The organism is Flavobacterium sp. KBS0721 (genome assembly GCF_002007065.3).
GTDB lineage: Bacteria > Bacteroidota > Bacteroidia > Flavobacteriales > Flavobacteriaceae > Flavobacterium > Flavobacterium piscis.
Window position 1 is genome coordinate 5,322,772 of the sequence record NZ_CP042170.1, and the last position, 17,553, is coordinate 5,340,324.

23 protein-coding genes are annotated in these 17,553 nt (G+C 33.0%); all 23 read left to right on the forward strand.

Annotated features, from left to right (window positions below; all coding sequences use genetic code 11):
* Positions 1–11: 11 nt before the first annotated feature.
* Positions 12–761: a DUF2314 domain-containing protein gene (locus B0M43_RS22155; protein WP_078005426.1), complete on the forward strand. Its 750-nt coding sequence runs from the start codon at positions 12–14 to the stop codon at positions 759–761.
* A 149-nt stretch (positions 762–910) separates the two neighbouring features.
* Positions 911–1,813: an arginase family protein gene (locus B0M43_RS22160; RefSeq protein WP_078005427.1), complete on the forward strand. Its 903-nt coding sequence runs from the start codon at positions 911–913 to the stop codon at positions 1,811–1,813.
* Between the two features lie 129 nt (positions 1,814–1,942).
* A complete protein-coding gene (locus B0M43_RS22165; protein WP_078005428.1) occupies positions 1,943–2,587 on the forward strand; it encodes a suppressor of fused domain protein in 645 nt (214 codons plus the stop codon).
* Positions 2,588–2,663: 76 nt separating this feature from the next.
* Positions 2,664–3,566 carry a PhzF family isomerase gene (locus B0M43_RS22170; RefSeq protein ID WP_078005429.1) on the forward strand — a complete coding sequence of 301 codons (903 nt, stop codon included), beginning with the start codon at positions 2,664–2,666 and terminating at the stop codon, positions 3,564–3,566.
* Positions 3,567–3,599: 33 nt separating this feature from the next.
* On the forward strand, positions 3,600–4,031 hold the full coding sequence (locus B0M43_RS22175) for a GNAT family N-acetyltransferase (protein ID WP_078005430.1): 432 nt from the start codon (positions 3,600–3,602) through the stop codon (positions 4,029–4,031).
* A gap of 160 nt (positions 4,032–4,191) precedes the next feature.
* Positions 4,192–4,602, forward strand: coding sequence for a hypothetical protein (locus B0M43_RS22180; RefSeq protein WP_078005431.1), 411 nt, complete (start codon positions 4,192–4,194; stop codon positions 4,600–4,602).
* A 116-nt stretch (positions 4,603–4,718) separates the two neighbouring features.
* The gene (locus B0M43_RS22185; protein ID WP_078005432.1) at positions 4,719–5,129 is read left to right on the forward strand and encodes a hypothetical protein; all 411 of its coding nucleotides are present in this window, start codon (positions 4,719–4,721) and stop codon (positions 5,127–5,129) included.
* 85 nt (positions 5,130–5,214) lie between these two features.
* Entirely contained in the window at positions 5,215–5,994 is a 780-nt protein-coding gene (locus tag B0M43_RS22190; protein WP_210418037.1) for a hypothetical protein, read from the forward strand.
* Positions 5,995–6,008: 14 nt separating this feature from the next.
* Entirely contained in the window at positions 6,009–6,632 is a 624-nt protein-coding gene (locus B0M43_RS22195) for a hypothetical protein (protein WP_078005433.1), read from the forward strand.
* Positions 6,633–7,048: 416 nt separating this feature from the next.
* Positions 7,049–7,534 (forward strand): SRPBCC domain-containing protein, encoded by a 486-nt coding sequence (locus tag B0M43_RS22200; RefSeq protein WP_078005434.1) that lies wholly within the window; start codon positions 7,049–7,051, stop codon positions 7,532–7,534.
* Positions 7,535–7,635: 101 nt separating this feature from the next.
* Complete coding sequence (locus B0M43_RS22205) at positions 7,636–8,532, forward strand: NmrA family NAD(P)-binding protein (protein ID WP_078005435.1); 897 nt, start codon at positions 7,636–7,638, stop codon at positions 8,530–8,532.
* 12 nt (positions 8,533–8,544) lie between these two features.
* Entirely contained in the window at positions 8,545–9,459 is a 915-nt protein-coding gene (locus B0M43_RS22210; protein WP_078005436.1) for an AraC family transcriptional regulator, read from the forward strand.
* Between the two features lie 47 nt (positions 9,460–9,506).
* The gene (locus tag B0M43_RS22215) at positions 9,507–9,917 is read left to right on the forward strand and encodes a hypothetical protein (RefSeq protein ID WP_078005437.1); all 411 of its coding nucleotides are present in this window, start codon (positions 9,507–9,509) and stop codon (positions 9,915–9,917) included.
* Between the two features lie 23 nt (positions 9,918–9,940).
* Positions 9,941–10,156, forward strand: coding sequence for an ArsR family transcriptional regulator (locus B0M43_RS22220; RefSeq protein WP_078005438.1), 216 nt, complete (start codon positions 9,941–9,943; stop codon positions 10,154–10,156).
* 10 nt (positions 10,157–10,166) lie between these two features.
* On the forward strand, positions 10,167–10,853 hold the full coding sequence (locus B0M43_RS22225; RefSeq protein WP_078005439.1) for an aspartate/glutamate racemase family protein: 687 nt from the start codon (positions 10,167–10,169) through the stop codon (positions 10,851–10,853).
* 10 nt (positions 10,854–10,863) lie between these two features.
* Positions 10,864–11,562: a hypothetical protein gene (locus B0M43_RS22230; protein ID WP_078005440.1), complete on the forward strand. Its 699-nt coding sequence runs from the start codon at positions 10,864–10,866 to the stop codon at positions 11,560–11,562.
* A gap of 16 nt (positions 11,563–11,578) precedes the next feature.
* Positions 11,579–12,184 carry a hypothetical protein gene (locus B0M43_RS22235; RefSeq protein WP_078005441.1) on the forward strand — a complete coding sequence of 202 codons (606 nt, stop codon included), beginning with the start codon at positions 11,579–11,581 and terminating at the stop codon, positions 12,182–12,184.
* Between the two features lie 71 nt (positions 12,185–12,255).
* Positions 12,256–12,624, forward strand: a complete 369-nt coding sequence (locus B0M43_RS22240; RefSeq protein WP_065450487.1) for an ester cyclase — start codon at positions 12,256–12,258, stop codon at positions 12,622–12,624.
* Positions 12,625–12,852: 228 nt separating this feature from the next.
* The gene (locus B0M43_RS22245) at positions 12,853–13,899 is read left to right on the forward strand and encodes a serine hydrolase (protein WP_078005442.1); all 1,047 of its coding nucleotides are present in this window, start codon (positions 12,853–12,855) and stop codon (positions 13,897–13,899) included.
* A 6-nt stretch (positions 13,900–13,905) separates the two neighbouring features.
* Complete coding sequence (locus tag B0M43_RS22250; protein ID WP_078005443.1) at positions 13,906–14,331, forward strand: DUF1801 domain-containing protein; 426 nt, start codon at positions 13,906–13,908, stop codon at positions 14,329–14,331.
* Positions 14,332–14,339: 8 nt separating this feature from the next.
* A complete protein-coding gene (locus tag B0M43_RS22255; RefSeq protein WP_078005444.1) occupies positions 14,340–15,437 on the forward strand; it encodes an MBL fold metallo-hydrolase in 1,098 nt (365 codons plus the stop codon).
* Between the two features lie 84 nt (positions 15,438–15,521).
* Positions 15,522–16,646 carry a lactonase family protein gene (locus B0M43_RS22260; RefSeq protein ID WP_078005445.1) on the forward strand — a complete coding sequence of 375 codons (1,125 nt, stop codon included), beginning with the start codon at positions 15,522–15,524 and terminating at the stop codon, positions 16,644–16,646.
* A gap of 301 nt (positions 16,647–16,947) precedes the next feature.
* A complete protein-coding gene (locus B0M43_RS22265; RefSeq protein ID WP_078006118.1) occupies positions 16,948–17,490 on the forward strand; it encodes a GNAT family N-acetyltransferase in 543 nt (180 codons plus the stop codon).
* The last annotated feature ends 63 nt before the right edge of the window (positions 17,491–17,553 follow it).

Sequence of the window (17,553 nt, forward strand, 5' to 3'; positions counted from 1 at the left end):
AAATATCAATAATGGAAAATACACCAATTTTTTTTGCCGACGGAGAAAGTCCAAAAATGATCGAAGCCTTCAAAAAAGCTCAGGAAACTTTTAAGTATTTCTGGAGAGAATTGTCCTGGGAATACCGACGAATAGTACCGGCACTTGATATTGCCTGCGTAAAACTGGCTTTTACACAGGAAATAAATAACGATACCGTAGTTGAACATATGTGGATCAATGAGATAAATTTTGATGGCGAAAAAATAAAAGGCATTTTAGTAAACGACCCTAACGAATTAACAAATGTTAGTAATGGCGAATATGTAGAAATTCCGGCAAATCAAATTAGTGACTGGCTATTTGTCACTCAGGATAAAACATATGGAGGTTTCACCATACAAGCTATGAGATCAGAAATGAACGAAACCGAAAGAGAAGAACATGATGCTGCCTGGGGATTAAATTTTGGCGACTTTAATGATATTCTGGTTGCTTACGAACAAAAAGAAAAACCGGAAAACCTTGTAGAACATCCTATGAGCCAAAACATGCAGGAAAGCCTTCTGGAATTTATAAAAACAAATCCAAATGAACTTACCGCTCAGGACGAATTAGGATATACTTTTTTGCATCGCGAAGCAATTGCAGGAAACAGTACAACAGTAAAGGTATTAATAGAATCCGGTGCAGATGTAAACGCAAAAACGCATAATAATAAAACCGCCTTAGATTTTGCAGAACAACTAAAATGGGAACATATCATTCCAATCTTAAAATAAGAGTTTTTAAAATCCGATTTGCTTCTTTTTGCGAATCGGATTTTTTATTAGTAAGTCTTTATTTGATGTAAGTTCCCAAATTATTTCATTTAATTAAAAAAACACACCAAAACTTATATTTTAATAACTTTATACCTAAATAATAAGTCATGAAAGAAATATGCATTGTTGAGTTTCCATCTAATTTAGGCTTAAAAGAACCTCAACCCGGAAAAGAACCAGGCGTAAAAAATCTGCCTAACTGGTTCTGGAAACATAATTTGCATAAAGCCATCAATCATAAGGATGTTCTAAGGCTCGATCCTCCACGATACACAAATATTAGAGAAACCGAAACTAATATCCTAAATGCAAATGCATTGATCGATTACGCACGGGAACAAGCCTATTTAATAAACAATTTACTTTCGCAAAATAAATTTCCATTTATACTGGGCGGCGATTGCAGTATATTGTTGGGATCGGCAATTGCATTAAAACAAAAAGGTAATTACGGCTTATTTTATCTTGATGGCCATACTGATTTTATGGATGTCTCCTTGTCTGAAACTGGCGGAGTCGGCGGAATGGCAGCTTCGATAGTAACGGGAAACGGACATAAAAAACTCACTGATATTCTTAATTTATCGCCTTATATAAAAGAAGAAAATCTTTGGTGCGTAGGCAATCGCGAATACGATGATGAGTGTGAAAATGAAATCCGCAATTCGGCTGCAACTTACCTGAGTCTGCGTGAATTGCGAAAACAAGGTATCTCAATTGCTGTTCAGTCTTTTCTTTTAGAGGTAAAAAACAAGAATCTCGACGGTTTCTGGCTGCATATAGACGTCGATGTTTTAAACGACACTATCATGCCCTGTGTAGACAGTCGAACGCCTGATGGTCTTACTTATCAGGAATTTAATGAGCTGACCTCCTATTTGTTTCAAAACGAAAAATTAAGCGGACTCGAAATCACTATTCTCGATCCTGATTTAGATCCTACTGGGCAATATACCAGAGACTTTGTGAAAAATATCACGATTACTTTTAATACACATTTTGGACATTAGACGATTAAAAAACAGAAAATTCTATTTTATAAAATATAAAAATCCTAAATTTTCTTTTTAAATTAGACTAACTAATATTTCATTCGATATAATAAATAATTACAAAGTCTCCTATTTAAACCAGAAAGCATGACATTAGACGAATATAAAAAACAATTTTCAGAAGACGATGCTGTCGGCTGGATCGCAATAGATCAGGAATTTGATCGTCTTTACCCCAATCAGGAACCCAAACATTATGTCCCCCCAATACCTTACATGCTGGGCGGCGAAGATCCGCTTGACGGAATAAGCATTTACGAGAGTAAAAATAAAACAGATCACCTGCATTTTGTAACCTACGGATTTTCAGAATTATATTATAACGAAGAAAAACTAAACGATGAATTTAGCAAGTGGGGATTCGAACTTACTTTTAGATTAAAACCTTTTGAACCGGACAACGGAAACCCAAGTTGGGCCATTGTAATGCTCCAAAACATTGCCCGATATGTTTTCGACAGCGGCAATTGGTTCGAAGAGTTTCATTACATGCCGGCAAATGGACCAATTCGACTCGATACAGACACCGAAATCACTGCTTTATTAATTGTTGCTGATCCCGAAATCGAAAAAAAACAAACCCCGCATGGCGAACTTTCATTTCTGCAAATCGTAGGAATCACTTCTGCCGAATACGAGCATTTAAAAGAAAATCCACAAACAGCCGAGGAACTAGCCAACAAACTCAAAGAAAACAATCCTTTGCTCATTACAGATCTCACGAGAAAATAATTCCAAAAATCCGATTTATGAAAGTAAGTCGGATTTTATATTATTTACCAAATAAAAAAAAATTGCATAAAAAATAATGAAAAAACTAATAACGTATCAAATTGATTCTTTCACAAAAGAGAAATTTAAAGGAAACCCTGCCGGAGTTGTTGTAAATGCAGACGGATTGAATGACTACCAAATGCAGCAAATTGCCAGAGAACTCAACAATTCTGAAACTGCCTTTCTTTTTCATTCAGATAGTGCAGATTGTGATGGCGTTATTCGCTACTTTACTCCAAATACCGAAGTCCCTATTTGCGGACACGCTACCATTGCGGCAATGTATGCAAAAGCAATCGAAGAAAAACTGGATTCATGCATTTTAAGGTTTAAAACAAAAATTGGTATTCTCCCATTTGAGATTATCAAAGAAAATGAGGATTATCAAATTTTAATGACCCAGGGAAATTTCGAACTCAGCGATATTTTTGATACCACTATAACTCAAAAAATGATAACAGCATTAGGATTACAAAAATCAGATCTTGATGAAAGATGCCCCATTCAAATTGCCTCTACAGGACATTCTAAAGTAATGATTGGTATAAAAAGCCGAGAGAAACTCAATACTTTATCTCCCAGTTATAATGATTTGGCCCAACTAAGCAAAGAAATAAATTGCAATGGATATTTTGTTTTTACTTTCGATTCGAACGATCAGGATATTTTGACTTATGGCCGAATGTTTGCGCCCGCAATTGGCATAAACGAAGATCCGGTTACCGGAAATGCAAACGGACCACTTGGGGGTTATTTGGTACAAAATAATTTAGTTAATTTTAAAAATAATGAATTTGAGTTTAACGGAAAGCAAGGTAAAAAAATAGATCGTCTTGGCGTAATAAAAGTTAAAGTTAGTATTGAAGATAACAAACCAACATTGATTCAAATTAAAGGTGACGCTGTAATTGTATTTAGAGCCGAAGTAGAAATCTAGAATTACATAGTTTAGCAAGATTAAAAAACGATAATGGAAATTAGAGAAATTAGAAATACGGATTTTAATGTTTTAAGAAAACTGTTCTTAAAGCAAAGGCAAGATACGTTCTTCTGGCTCGATCCTACAGAATTTAAATTAGATGATTTTGAAAAACATATAAAAGGAGAATTGGTTTTGGTCGCAATCGAGGAAAATATTCCTGTTGGTTTTATTTCGATCTGGATGCCTAATAATTTTATTCACCATTTTTATATCGATCAAAAATATCAGGGCAAAGGCATTGGAACTTTACTCTTGAAAGCGGTAATCCAGCAAACCCAATTTCCTATCACCTTAAAATGTTTAGAGCAAAACACAAAAGCCGTGGCATTTTACAGAAAAAAAGGTTTTATCGAAAAAGAAAGAGGACCATCAGAACATGGCGACTATATTCTATTCGAGTTGTTAGAGGATTTGCATTAATTTAATAAAATAATTAAAAAGTTACGCAACCATTTAACAAAACAAACATCTTAATTAAAAGATTTAATTTCTAACCAGCGAAAAAAGTTATTTTTATATTTGTTACATGCTACTGCTTATATCTGATTGAAATAAACTTAAAAGCTAAATACTTAAAATTATGAAAAAAATAATTACTTTATTTCTAGTTGCTTTTTTATTTATAAACTGCTCCAGTAATGACAATGACAAAGTTAAAAATCCAGTAGAGGGAATATGGAAGCTAGTTAAAACAGAAAGTCTTGTTTTTGGTGGTCCCAATAATATTACAGATTTCTCAGACCAAAATATAATTTACAGATTTGACAATAAATCAAATCTAACGATTATAAAAAACGGCACAAATGTAAGCACTCAAAAATATGAATATAAATTAGATTATATTTCAGGAAGCAACACTCCTGGAGAAACAAAAGTAAATGTGGTAGTGATTGATGGCTCAACAAAATATATTTACCATTTTATTAACGGACAAATGAAATTAGAACAGTCCTATGTAGATGGCGAAGATTTATATTTTGAAAAGCTATAATATACTATTTGTTAAAGTTTTTTAAATAAAGAATAATGATATCGATGCGTTATTATCTTATATTACAAAAGTTTCAAATTCATTAATAATAGAAAAACAGCTTTAAAAAAAATCTAATGCCCAATACCTTCTACTCTTACTTAGCTTTTATAGCACCTAATTCAAATGCCAGCCTATCTCTTCTAAAAAACAATTTAGAAACTTTTTATCAAAAAGGAACTATAGAAAACAAACCCGATATTGTTCTTGACAACAATCAGATCGATATTATTTTTGATGATGATTATCAGCTTCATATTGCATTTTCTGAAGAAGAATATGTAAATGACGAAGCCGTCGAACTGGCAGAACAATACGAATTTGACTGGAATGAAAATGTTTTTGATAAAGCCAAATTAGAAACCTGCCATAAAAGATTCGAAATTTGGGGCGATGACGATTTTGATATGGATTATTTTAATGATAGTTTGTTCGTAATCGAAGAAATAGAAAATTTTAGTGATGTCATTATTTTTGCGATGCAATAAATATTTTCGGTTTAGAAGGCGTTCTTTATTTTGGTTTTAATTTGTATTTTCGTTGAAAAGAAAAACCTTTACCTAAAAATATTTTATGGAAGAAACAATACTCGAAAAATCAGTTTTTGAAGAAGTTCCAACAGAAAAAATTTATACTGAAAAAGCAATTCGTATTGGAACATTTTTAGGAGGTCCCATAGTTGCAGGGTATTTTATAGCCGAAAACTTTAAGGTTTTTGGAGACTTTATCAAAGTAAGAAATACGTGGATTATAACGATTCTTTCAACCCTGCTTATTTTTGGTTTAATATTTATGATCCCCGAAGATGTTAATATTCCAAATGTTATATTTCCAATTATTTACATGGGAATCGCAGCTTACTTCACAAAAAAATATCAGGAAGAAAATATAGCCAAACACATCGAAAACGGTGGCGAAGAATATAATTGGTGGCGAACGATTGGTATTTCTCTTATTGGATGTATCGTTACTCTTGGTGCAATATTTGGAATCGCCTTTGCGAATGAAGCTGCCAGCGGAAGACTTACAGAGTCGACTAAAACATACGGGACTATGAATCATGAAATTGCGTATCAGAGTAATATCAATGAAAATGAAGCAGATAAAATTGCTGAAGCTTTTGAGAAAACAACTTTTTTTGATGACGCTATAACGAAATATGTGTATCTGGAAAAAATAAATAACAATTACGAAATTTCTATTTCCTGCAACGAATCAATTAAAGATGATATAGCAGCTTCGCAAACTTTCGTATACTTAAGAAACGATATGCAAAAGTTTTTTCCAAACAATAAAATTATCATTAAACTTGTTGTTAATGATCTTGATAATGTGGTAAAACGGATTGAGTAAAATAATCACAAAACATGAACAAACCCGTTGAAGATCAAGAAATAGATGACACAACAATTGTAGGTAATCCTAATTTACTATTACTTGGCTTAGGTATTTTTGCGTTTTTACTTTCTATAACTATTGCTTTTTTTACTTTTAATCCTAAATATTTTACTGAGATTAACTTAGAAAATAGTTTAGTTTGGGTATTTGCGGGCTTCATTGCATTATTTGCTTTTTTAAGCATTTATCTGATCCTAACTTTAAAGAAAGTTACGCTCACCAATACTGGTTTAAACATTTCATATCCCTTCTTAAATTCATCAACCGATATTATTTTTGATGATGTGTGCAAAGTTTATGATCAGGATTACAATATAAAAGGTTCACACAATTATAGATTGTACGATATCTATAAAGGGGAAAAGACGATTATAGAAATTTATGATGCTAAAAACATTGTGATTACTTCGCTCGAAGTTACCAACTATGCTATTCTTGCTCAAAATTTAAAGAACATTACAAAGTCTTATTTTAAAGTAAAGACACATTATTACGAGAATATTGTAAACACGCAGCGTTATGGCTGGTTTGTGTTTTGGGTGTTCTTTATTTATTTTTTAATAGCTTACATTATTTATAAAAAATACTCCTGATCAATTACACTTCATAGGATTAGAAGATTAAACAATCGTCATTAATTCTTCAGCCGTTTTCATCAGCATTTTCGATTTAGCGAATCAGTTAAATCAGCGTCTAATTTTGACGCGAATAAAACAGATTTACTTCGTAAAAACGCAGATAAAAATGAATTTATTTGTAATAATTTTATTTCTAAAAGCTTAACTTAATGACATTGGGCATCGAAAGCCATACAGCAGAACAAATGGTGTTGCTAAAAATGATGATTTCTGCTACTTAAAATGAAATCTAAAATTCCAAAAACCGAATTCCAAAAAATCTAAAATTCAAAAACCTGTCTGATTTACCCCTCAAAATTGTCCGCTAAAAACCCTAAAGCATTGGTTTTTAAAGAGTAAATTTGATTTACTAATTTCTAAAATTAAAAAAGATGAGTGCAACAGGTTTTACCACAAGTATAAAAGTAGACCAATCTTCTAAAGAAGTTTTTGATGCCATTACAAACGTTCGGGGTTGGTGGTCTGAAGAAATTGAAGGCAATACGGCTCAACTTAATGATGTATTCAATTATCATTATGAAGATATTCATCGTTGCAAAATAAAACTGATTGAAGTAATTGAAAATGAGAAAATCGTTTGGCTGATCGAGAAAAACTATTTTAAATTTACAGAAGATAAAACGGAATGGACAGGTACAAAACCTACTTTTGAAATCTCTGAAAAAGACGGAAAAACCGAACTTAAGTTTACGCATTTTGGCTTGGTTCCGGAATACGAATGTTTTGAAATCTGCAGGGACTCCTGGACAAATTATATTCAGAATAGTCTGCAAAAGCTTATCACAACCGGAAAAGGCGAACCAAATGCAAGCGGAAAACCGCAAACAGAAAATGAAAAAAAATTGTCTAAAAAATAGCTTTTAGTCCTTTCCTCCCACTTTTTGACTACGATAATCATAGTTTTGACTACAGCTGTTGTTTGAATGTTACGCAACTTTGTAATATAAAATTTAAACAGATGAAAATTATAATTACAGGTTCTTTAGGGAACATTAGCAAACCATTAGCACAAGATTTAGTGCAAAAAGGACATGAGGTTACAGTGATTAGCAGCAGTACTGAAAAGCAAACCGAAATTGAAGCTCTTGGAGCTTTGGCAGCAATAGGTTCTGTTGAAGATGCCGCTTTTCTAACGAAAGCTTTTACAGGCGTAGATGCCGTTTATTGCATGATTCCGCGAGCCAATTATTTTGATCCCAATCTGGATCTGGAGGCTTTTACACGCGAAATTGGGAATAATTATGCCGAAGCTATCAAAAATTCCGGTGTAAAACGTGTGGTGTTTTTAAGCAGTATTGGTGCTCACTTAGAACAGAATTCGGGAATAATTCAGCGTTACAATGAGATCGAAGCTGTTTTGAAAAAGCTTGACGATGTTTCGATTACGTTTATGCGCCCAACTTCTTTCTTTTATAATTTACTCGCCTATATCCCGTCGATCAAATCGCAGGGCTTTATTGCAGCCAATTATGGTGGCGACAGAATGATTCCGTGGGTTTCTCCCAATGATATTGCCGCTGCAATTGCTGAGGAAATCGTAACGCTGCCTGAAGGTAAAACTGTACGTTATGTTTCTAGCGAAGAATTAACTGGTGATGAAACAGTTCGCATTTTGGGCGAAGCAATAGGCAAACCGGATTTAAAATGGGTTGTAATCACTGATGAAGAAACATTAAATGGTTTAATAAACGCAGGGATGCAGCCTAAAATCGCCGAAGGTTTGGTCGAAATGTACGCCGGACTTTATAACGGTATATTGGGCGAAGATTACATTAAAAACAGACCGGCAGTAATGGGAAAAACAAAACTGGCAGATTATGCCAAAGAATTTGCTGCTATTTATAACCAAAAATAAGTACCTTAGATTATGGCAAATCATCAACCGCACCGCATAAAAAGTATCAGCGAATTTCATGAGTTTAGGGATTTGCCCAAACCTGAACATCCGCTGGTAAGCGTTTATAATTTTGAAGATCTAAAACATCTAAACAAAGATGAACCTAAAAGTTTGATGCTTGATTTTTATTCGATTGCATTAAAACGCCATGCCAATGCAACCATGCGTTATGGTCAGCAGGAATACGATTTTAATGAAGGTGTTTTGTTGTTTATTGCGCCAGGTCAGGTTTTTTCTATTGAAGGAAATGCCGAGTTACAACACACAGGATGGTCATTATTGATTCATCCTGATTTTTTATGGAATACGTCTTTGGCAAAAAAAATTAAGCAGTACGAATACTTTGGCTATTCGGTTCATGAAGCTTTGCATCTGTCTGATAAAGAAGAAAAGATGATTGTAGGCCTTATAAAAAATATCCGCCAGGAATATCAGTCCAATATTGATAAATTCAGCCAGGATGTTATTGTTGCCCAAATCGAATTATTGCTTACTTACGCAGAACGTTTTTACAATCGCCAGTTTATAACCCGAAAAATAAGCAACCATCAGATTCTGGCTCGTTTAGAAAACTTACTCGACGATTATTTTGCTAGTGAATCTCTGGATAAAAAAGGTTTGCCAACTGTAAATTATATTGCCGAAACCCTAAATGTTACGCCCAATTATTTAAGCGGATTGCTCAAATCGCTTACAGGCCAAAGTACACAGCAGCATATACACGATAAACTGATCGAAAAAGCCAAAGAAAAACTTTCGACAACTAATTTATCAATTAGTGAAATTGCTTTTGAACTGGGTTTCGAACATCAGCAATCTTTTAGCAAATTGTTTAAAACCAAAACAAATACCTCTCCTTTAGAATTCAGACAAGCTTTTAATTAAAATAGCATCTATAATTTTCATAAATTCGTTATTCTTAAATCAAGTTTATGAATCCGATTTTTAAAAATACTTTGGCCGTCCTTATTGGCCTTTTTGTTGGAAGTATTGTCAATATGGCTATTATTTTAATGAGCAGTTCGGTTATTCCTCCTCCAAAAGGTGCAGATGTTACTACTATGGAAGGATTAAAAGCGACAATGCATTTATTTGAACCTAAACATTTTATTTTTCCTTTCCTTGCACATGCCATCGGAACCTTTGCCGGTGCTGCAACAACAGCTTTAATTGCCGCCACTCGCAAAACAGAACTGGCTTTGGTAATTGGTTCTTTCTTTTTGTTAGGAGGTATTGTTAATGTTTTTACATTGCCGTCACCCATTTGGTACAACATACTAGATGTCGTATTTGCCTACTTGCCAGTGGCTTATTTGGCTAGAAAGTTAGTCGTTTCAAAATAATATTAATTTTTAAATTTTTCAAAATGAACGAGAAATCAGTTTTACGAAAACCTGCAAAAATGTGTTACGAGCATATTGGAGGAAAATTGGGTCAGTTACTTGTAGAAAATTTTACTGAAAAAGGCTGGATTGCCAAAAATAAACCCCTTGATAAAAATTATTACATTACTGATCTTGGACAAAAGGAATTTGAAAAATTAGGTATTGATATTTCGCAAATCAAGTCAGAAGATTTATAAAATAAAAAGAATGAAAAAAGTTGGACTTGTAGGCGGAACCAGTTGGGTTTCGACAATGGATTATTATAAATTCATAAACGAAGGCATCAATAAAAAACTGGGCGGATTGCAATTCGCAGAATGCCTGATTTATTCTTTGAATTTTGCTGATATTCAGGAAAAAACCTGGCCAAACGCATACGAACTGCTATTGAATGCATGCTTAAGTCTACAAAAAAGCGGTGTTGACGCTATTGTTTTGTGCGCCAATACAGCGCATATGCATGCGGACAAAATCGAAAAAGAAATTGGGGTACCATTGATTCATATTGGTACTGAAACTGCAAAAGCCATAACACAAGAGAAAATTACCACTGTTGGCCTTTTAGGAACTTCGTTTTCTATGGAAATGGATTTTTATAAAGATCGTCTGAAAAGTTTTGGATTAAATGTATTGATTCCCGAAAGTCAGGAAACTCGAAACTATATCCAGCAAGTTTTAAAACAAGAATTAGGAAAAGGAATTATAAATCCGGAATCGAAACAAAATTATATTAAAATTGCCGACGAACTAATCGAGCGTGGCGCCGAAGGGATTATTTTAGGCTGTACCGAAATTCCGTTATTAATCGATCAATCTGATTTTTCTGTTCCTGTTTTCGATACCACAAAAATACATTCTGATGCTATCGTAAACTTTATGCTTGCTTCAACTTAAATTATAATTTATGAGTTATTTTGGCGGACTGGGCTCTGGAAAAGGTTGGAACAAATTCAATTTTATTCTTACACCCAAGGAATTTGAATCTATTTTCAGAGAACTTAAATTTTACTTTGTCATTACCAATACAAGCGTTGCCATAAATTACAAAGCAACGGATAAGGCGTACATATTTGATAGTTATAAAGATTTTTTTAATGAAATTTTAATTGGAAAAACAGCATTAGACCAAAAAAAACAATGGTCTTATGAGAAAAAAATCAGAATTTCTATTACTGATGATCTTCATAAAATTAACTTTAAAGAAATTATAGATAAACAAGGATTACGGTCTGATGAATTTAAATTAGTCGATCCTACAGAGCCGGTAATCAACATTAGCCCTTTTTATCTTACCTTTTCAAAGGATAAGGAAAGTTTAAGCATCGCTTACATGAATGTTGAAGGCACAATAGGTTTAGAACTGACTTATCCAAAAGTGGTAAGTTTTTCTACAGATAAATTTAATTCTGTTGTTGATACCAGTCAATTCTGCAATACACTTTTATTTAATGATTTAATAAAAAACATAAAAGCATTATCTGCTAAAGCAAAATTGCAAAGCAGTACAAAACTATATCGCCCAAATTTTTGGATTAGTCCTGAAGCCAAAAAGCTCATTAATGAAAATCACTATTTAAAATCGAACTTATTAAGTATCATTTAATACCACAAAATCGGATATGAAAAAGACTTTAAAACTATTGTTACTTCTGTTAGTTTCAGTTTCATTACTAAACTGCGCTTCTTTTTCTACTAAAGATTTTAAAAATGATTACACCAGAATAAATGAAAGTAATCTTCTTTCGTTTAACGGAAAATATTCTTTTTATCCCATAAAAAAATTCGACAAAAAAAATCCGGATTCACAATATGATATTTCCCAAAACATCATCAACTCTTATAATTACATCACAAACGATATCCTAAAATTTGACGATAAGGATTCTATTGTAAAAGGCCTTACTGCATATCATATCGAATTAAATCTCATTAACAATACGGACTTAGACGTTGCATTGTTTAAAAACAATAAAAGCATAAAAAAACAGCAAATAAAAGGCGAACTTAAAAACGACGGCATGTTTTATCTCGATAACAAATACCTGAAATGCAACGGAATACCTTATCTTTTTGGTGGATGCAATAACAATAAAAGACGCATTACGCTTTCTAAAAACAATAATCTAATTATAAACGAAGCCTTAGATAATACTGGGGCACTGTTATTTATTTTTTGGGCTGGCCAAAGTTATAATGGTGTTTATGAATTTAAGCGTTTAGAATAAAATAGTAATCTCTTTTTGATTTTCTTAAATTCTTATTTTATAACTTAGTTAGCTTTTAAAATTTTAAAATTATGACTAAAAAAGAAATAGCCCAGGACTTTTTAAAACTCGCTGCAAACGGGCATTCTCACGAAGCATTTCGTTTGTATGTTGGTGAAAAGTTTAAACATCATAATGCTTATTTTAAAGGTGATGCTGATACATTGATGCTGGCAATGGAAGAATCTACAAGAACAAACCCTAATAAAGTTTTTAAAATTCATCATATTCTTGAAGATGGAAATTTGGTCGCCGTACATTCGCATTTAAAACAAACTCCGGTAGAACTAGGTTTTGCAGTGGTTCATATTCTTAAATTCAAAGCCGATAAAATTGTAGAACTATGGGATTTGGGACAACCCATTCCGAAAGAAACTATTAACGAAAATGGAATGTTCTGATTTTAACCGCAAAGAACGCAATGTTTTTTTACTTACGGAGTTTTATAAATTAGTAAAGTTCGCAAAGTGAAGTCAATACAAAACTTTGCGAACTTTGTGTTTTTAAACTTTCTGACTGATAAAAAAACTTAGCGTTCTTTGCGGTTAATTCGCAATCAAAACAGCAACAAAACTTACAACCAAGACTGAAAACCTGAAACCTGAAACTTGAAACAAAAAAAATAAAAAATGACTTCCAATCTTCGAATTACCTTTATATTATCCTCTATTCTCTTATTTTCCAGCAGTTTTTTATCTGCTCAGAAAAAAAACAATTATGCTGCTCAAATTGATAGTTTGATAAGTGTAAGCAATCCAATATTTAATGGCGTTGTACTGGTCGCTAAAAACGGAAAAACAGTTTATAGTAAAGTATATGGTTTTACCAATTTTCAAACCAGAAAATATTTAAAAACAGACAGCCAATTTGAAATCATGTCGAATACAAGACAAATCACGGCTGTTTTAATCTTAAAAGAAGCAGAACAAGGCCGAATTGATTTACAGGCGCCTATAAAAAAATATTTACCTCAATTGAACCAAAGCTGGGCAGAATCTGTAACGGTTCACCAACTTTTAAATCATACGCATGGAATTATCGATTTGACAAAACCGCTGTTGTTTAAACCGGGAAGTGACTTTAAATACGGAGATTTAGGATATAGTTTACTGGGAAAAATACTTGAATATGTTACTAAAAAAAGCTATTACGAAGTAGCCAATTCATTTTTTAAAGAGCTAAAAATGAAAAATACACTCTGTTTTTCTGCAGCGCCAATTAAAAAATTAGTTTCTGGTTACGTCAACAACAATAATGCTTTTAAGTTAGTTTCAAGATCTATGATTACTATTGAAAGTACTTCTTCTAACGGAATTGTTTCAACTGCAGGCGATTTAGCCATCTGGAATGAAAATCTGCATAAAGGAAAACTGCTGCAACCAGAAACGTATCAATTACTGTTTAAGTACAATATAACAGCTCAAAATAGTTTCTTCGGACCAGAAAAAGTAGGTTACGGATATGGTTTTAGAATTGTTGATAAAGAGCCTATCAAATATGTTGGCCATACAGGTTTAGGTGACGGTTTTTCTTCGATAAATTTATATTTTCCTGACAGTGATGTGAGTTTAATTATTTTAGAAAACCAAATGAATCAAAATCGTGATTTGTTTTACGCTAACGAAGTGAAAATTAAAAATATTCTGCTGAAAAGCAATTTGCTAAACAAAAAATAAAACATAATGGCAAAGAATAAAACTACCGAAACCAATGAAAGTATTACTGATTTTATAAATACTTTTGTTGAAGATGAAACCAAAAGAAATGATACTTTTGAACTTATTAAAATAATACAGAAGATAACCCATTTTGAACCTAAAATGTGGGGACCAAGTATTATTGGTTTTGGAAGTTATCATTATAAATATGCCAGCGGTCACAAAGGCGATGCACCTCTTGTGGGGTTTTCTCCACGAAAAGGAGCCATTTCGCTTTATGTTTATACTTCACCAGACGATAGAGACGAATTACTTTCTAAACTAGGAAAACATAAAGCTTCAAAAGGGTGTATTTATATTAAAAAATTAGCCGACATCGATGTTGAAGTTTTAAAAGATTTGGTTTTGCATTCTTTAGAAAATTTAAAAAAATTATATCCCTCAAATTAAATACCACCATGATTCTGACCGTAATAATTCTTTTGTTCGCCGTTCTTATTTTTGTTTCACAACATCCCAGATATGGTAAAAAGCCATCAGGAGAAAGATTGGCTTTACTACAAAAATCACCCAACTATAAAAACGGAAAATTCGAAAATCAAAGCTTTACTCCTGAACTTGCCGAAGGTTATAGTTTCTCTAAAGTTTTCTTTGACTTTTTATTTAAAAAAGTAGATCGCAAAATTCCAACAGATAGTATTCCGTCTGTAAAAACAAATCTGCATGAACTTTCTATCGATCAGGATGTTTTGGTTTGGTTTGGACATTCTTCCTATTACATTCAGCTTGAAGGAAAACGTTTTTTGATTGATCCCGTTTTTAGCGGTAACGCTTCTCCTATTTACGGAACTACAAAAGCTTTTAAAGGAACTGATATTTACACCGCTGATGATATTCCTGAAATTGACTATTTATTGATTACGCACGATCATTACGATCATCTTGATTATGCCACAATCAAAAAGTTACAATCCAAAATAAAAAAAGTAGTTTGCGCTCTTGGCGTTGGTTCACATCTTGAATTTTGGAAATTTCCCAAAGAAATTATCATCGAAAAGGACTGGAACGAAAAAATAGAATTAGATCAGAATCTCGCGCTTTATACCACTCCGTCAAGACATTTTTCGGGCAGGAGCATCGATCGCTGTAATACACTTTGGACATCGTTTGTGTTAGAAGCTAACAATTTTAAAATGTATCTGGGCGGCGACAGCGGTTACGATACGCATTATGCTGAAATTGGCAACAAATTTGGTCCTTTTGATATCGCCCTTCTCGATAACGGACAATATAATCCTGCGTGGAAATACATTCACAATCTACCGGAAGATGTCATAAAAGCCATGAAAGATATAAAAGCAAAAAGAGTTTTTCCGGTTCATAATTCAAAATTTCCTTTGTCTCTCCATTCCTGGGACGAACCTTTGATAAAAATAACCGAATTGAATGAAGCTTCAGAAAATCCTATTCCGTTAATTAATCCAAAAATCGGAGAATTAGTAGAACTCAGAAACGAAAAACAGGAATTCCAACAATGGTGGAAAGAGGTTAGATAATTTTTAATTGTAGATTGTAGATTGAAAACTGCGACTTAAAACTGTGACTATATAATGAAAACCTGAAACCTGAAACAAAAAAACATGCCCAAAAAAATATACCTTTTAGCAATTGCTTTTCTCATTACCCTAAATAGTTACTCCCAAAATACATATGTCTTTCTGGGAAGTTACAATCGGGATCTCACCGCTGAATCTATTCAGGTGTATCAATTAGATACTGCAAAAGGAAAACTGAACAAAATAACCTCAGCAAAAAATATCATCAATCCCTCCTATTTGACTTTATCGCCAAACGGAAAATTTCTTTATGCTTGTACCGATACAAAAACTCCAAATGCAGGAAGTGTAAGCAGTTTTGAATTTAATCCTGAGAGCAAATCCCTGACTTTTTTGAACAAACAATCCAGTGGCGGCGAAAATCCGGTTTATCTCTCGGTTCACAAAAGCGGAAAATGGCTGGTAAATGGTAATTACAACGAAGGAAGTGTTTCCGTTCATCCGATATTAGAAAATGGAAAAATAGATACGATTGCACAAAATTTTCAATATTCAGACGGAAGCGTCAATAAAGAAAGACAAACAAAATCCCATGTACATTCGACTGTATTTTCGCCTCAAAATGATTATTTGTTTATGCCTGATTTAGGTGCCGATAAAATTCGTTTCTACCGTTTTAATGAAACCCAAAAACAGCCATTGATAGAAACCAAAATTCCGTTTACCAAAACAGATTTAGAAGCCGGACCAAGACATTTTACCTTTCATCCCAATGAAAAATTTGGTTATTGTATTGAAGAAATGGCAGGCGCAATAAGTGTTTACCAATATCAGGATGGAACTTTAAAACAAATCCAGCGCATTAATACGCATCCGGAAACTATAACAACAGGTTTTGAAAGTTCAGACATTCATATTTCGCCCGACGGAAAATTTCTTTACGCAACAAATCGAGGAAAAGAAAACAACATTGCCATTTTTTCTATTAATGAAAAGGGGCTTTTGAAAAACATTGGTTATCAATCGACTTTAGGAAATCATCCAAGAGTTTTTGCCCTTGATGAAAGCGGAAAGTTTTTAATTGCCACCAATGTCAATTCCGGGAACGTAGTAGTTTTTAAACGAAATCAAAAAACCGGATTGCTTAAAAAAGTGGGAAATGAAGTTACAATGGAGAATGTTTCCTGTGTTCAGATTAAGAAAATATAATCACATTTTACGTCATTGCGAAGAACAAAGCAAGCTCAAGTGCTGCATCTGCAAAGTTTATAGTATTGTGATTTCGAACACAGATGACACGGATTCGCAAGCGAGGACACAGATTATCGCGGATTTACAATCGTTTGGTATTTATGCAAAAGCAGAAATTACACACAATTTATAAATCATTTATAATTCCTATAATCTGTGGCAAAAAACTTCTTTGTGGAAAACTAAAGTCAAATTTTTATTTTAAATTCGTGGTCCTCCGTCAAAATTAGTGACAAACGAAAATTTTAAACTTTATAAAATGGCAAAATCAACGTTCAATTTACAACCTGAAATTTTAGAAGACGACATTACTAAATTAATTCCGTTACAGGAAAGTGATTTTGACGCACTTTATCAAGTAGCTTCAGATCCTTTAATTTGGGAACAGCATCCCATAAAAGACCGATATAAAATAGAAGTCTTCAGACCTTTTTTTGATGCTGCGATCAATTCAAAAAGTTCTTTTTTGATTTTGGATAAACAAACCAATGAAATTGTAGGCAATACACGTTATTACGATTACAATGAGGAGAAATCCAGTATTGCAATTGGTTTTACCTTTATTGGTCGAAAATTTTGGGGAGGTTTGTACAATAAATCGAATAAAAAGCTTCTGATTGATTATGCTTTTCAACATGTAGATTCGGTACTATTTCATATTGGAACAGATAATATTCGCTCACAAAAAGCAGTCGGGAAACTGGGCGCAATAAAAGTGGGTGAAGTAAATGTCATTAGTAATGTTGCTCTCAATATACCTCATTTTGAATATGAGTTGAAGGTTGAAAATTATAAATTATAAGTTGGGAGTTATGAATTATAAGTTATGAATTATGAGTTAAAGGCTGAAATTATAAGTTGTGAA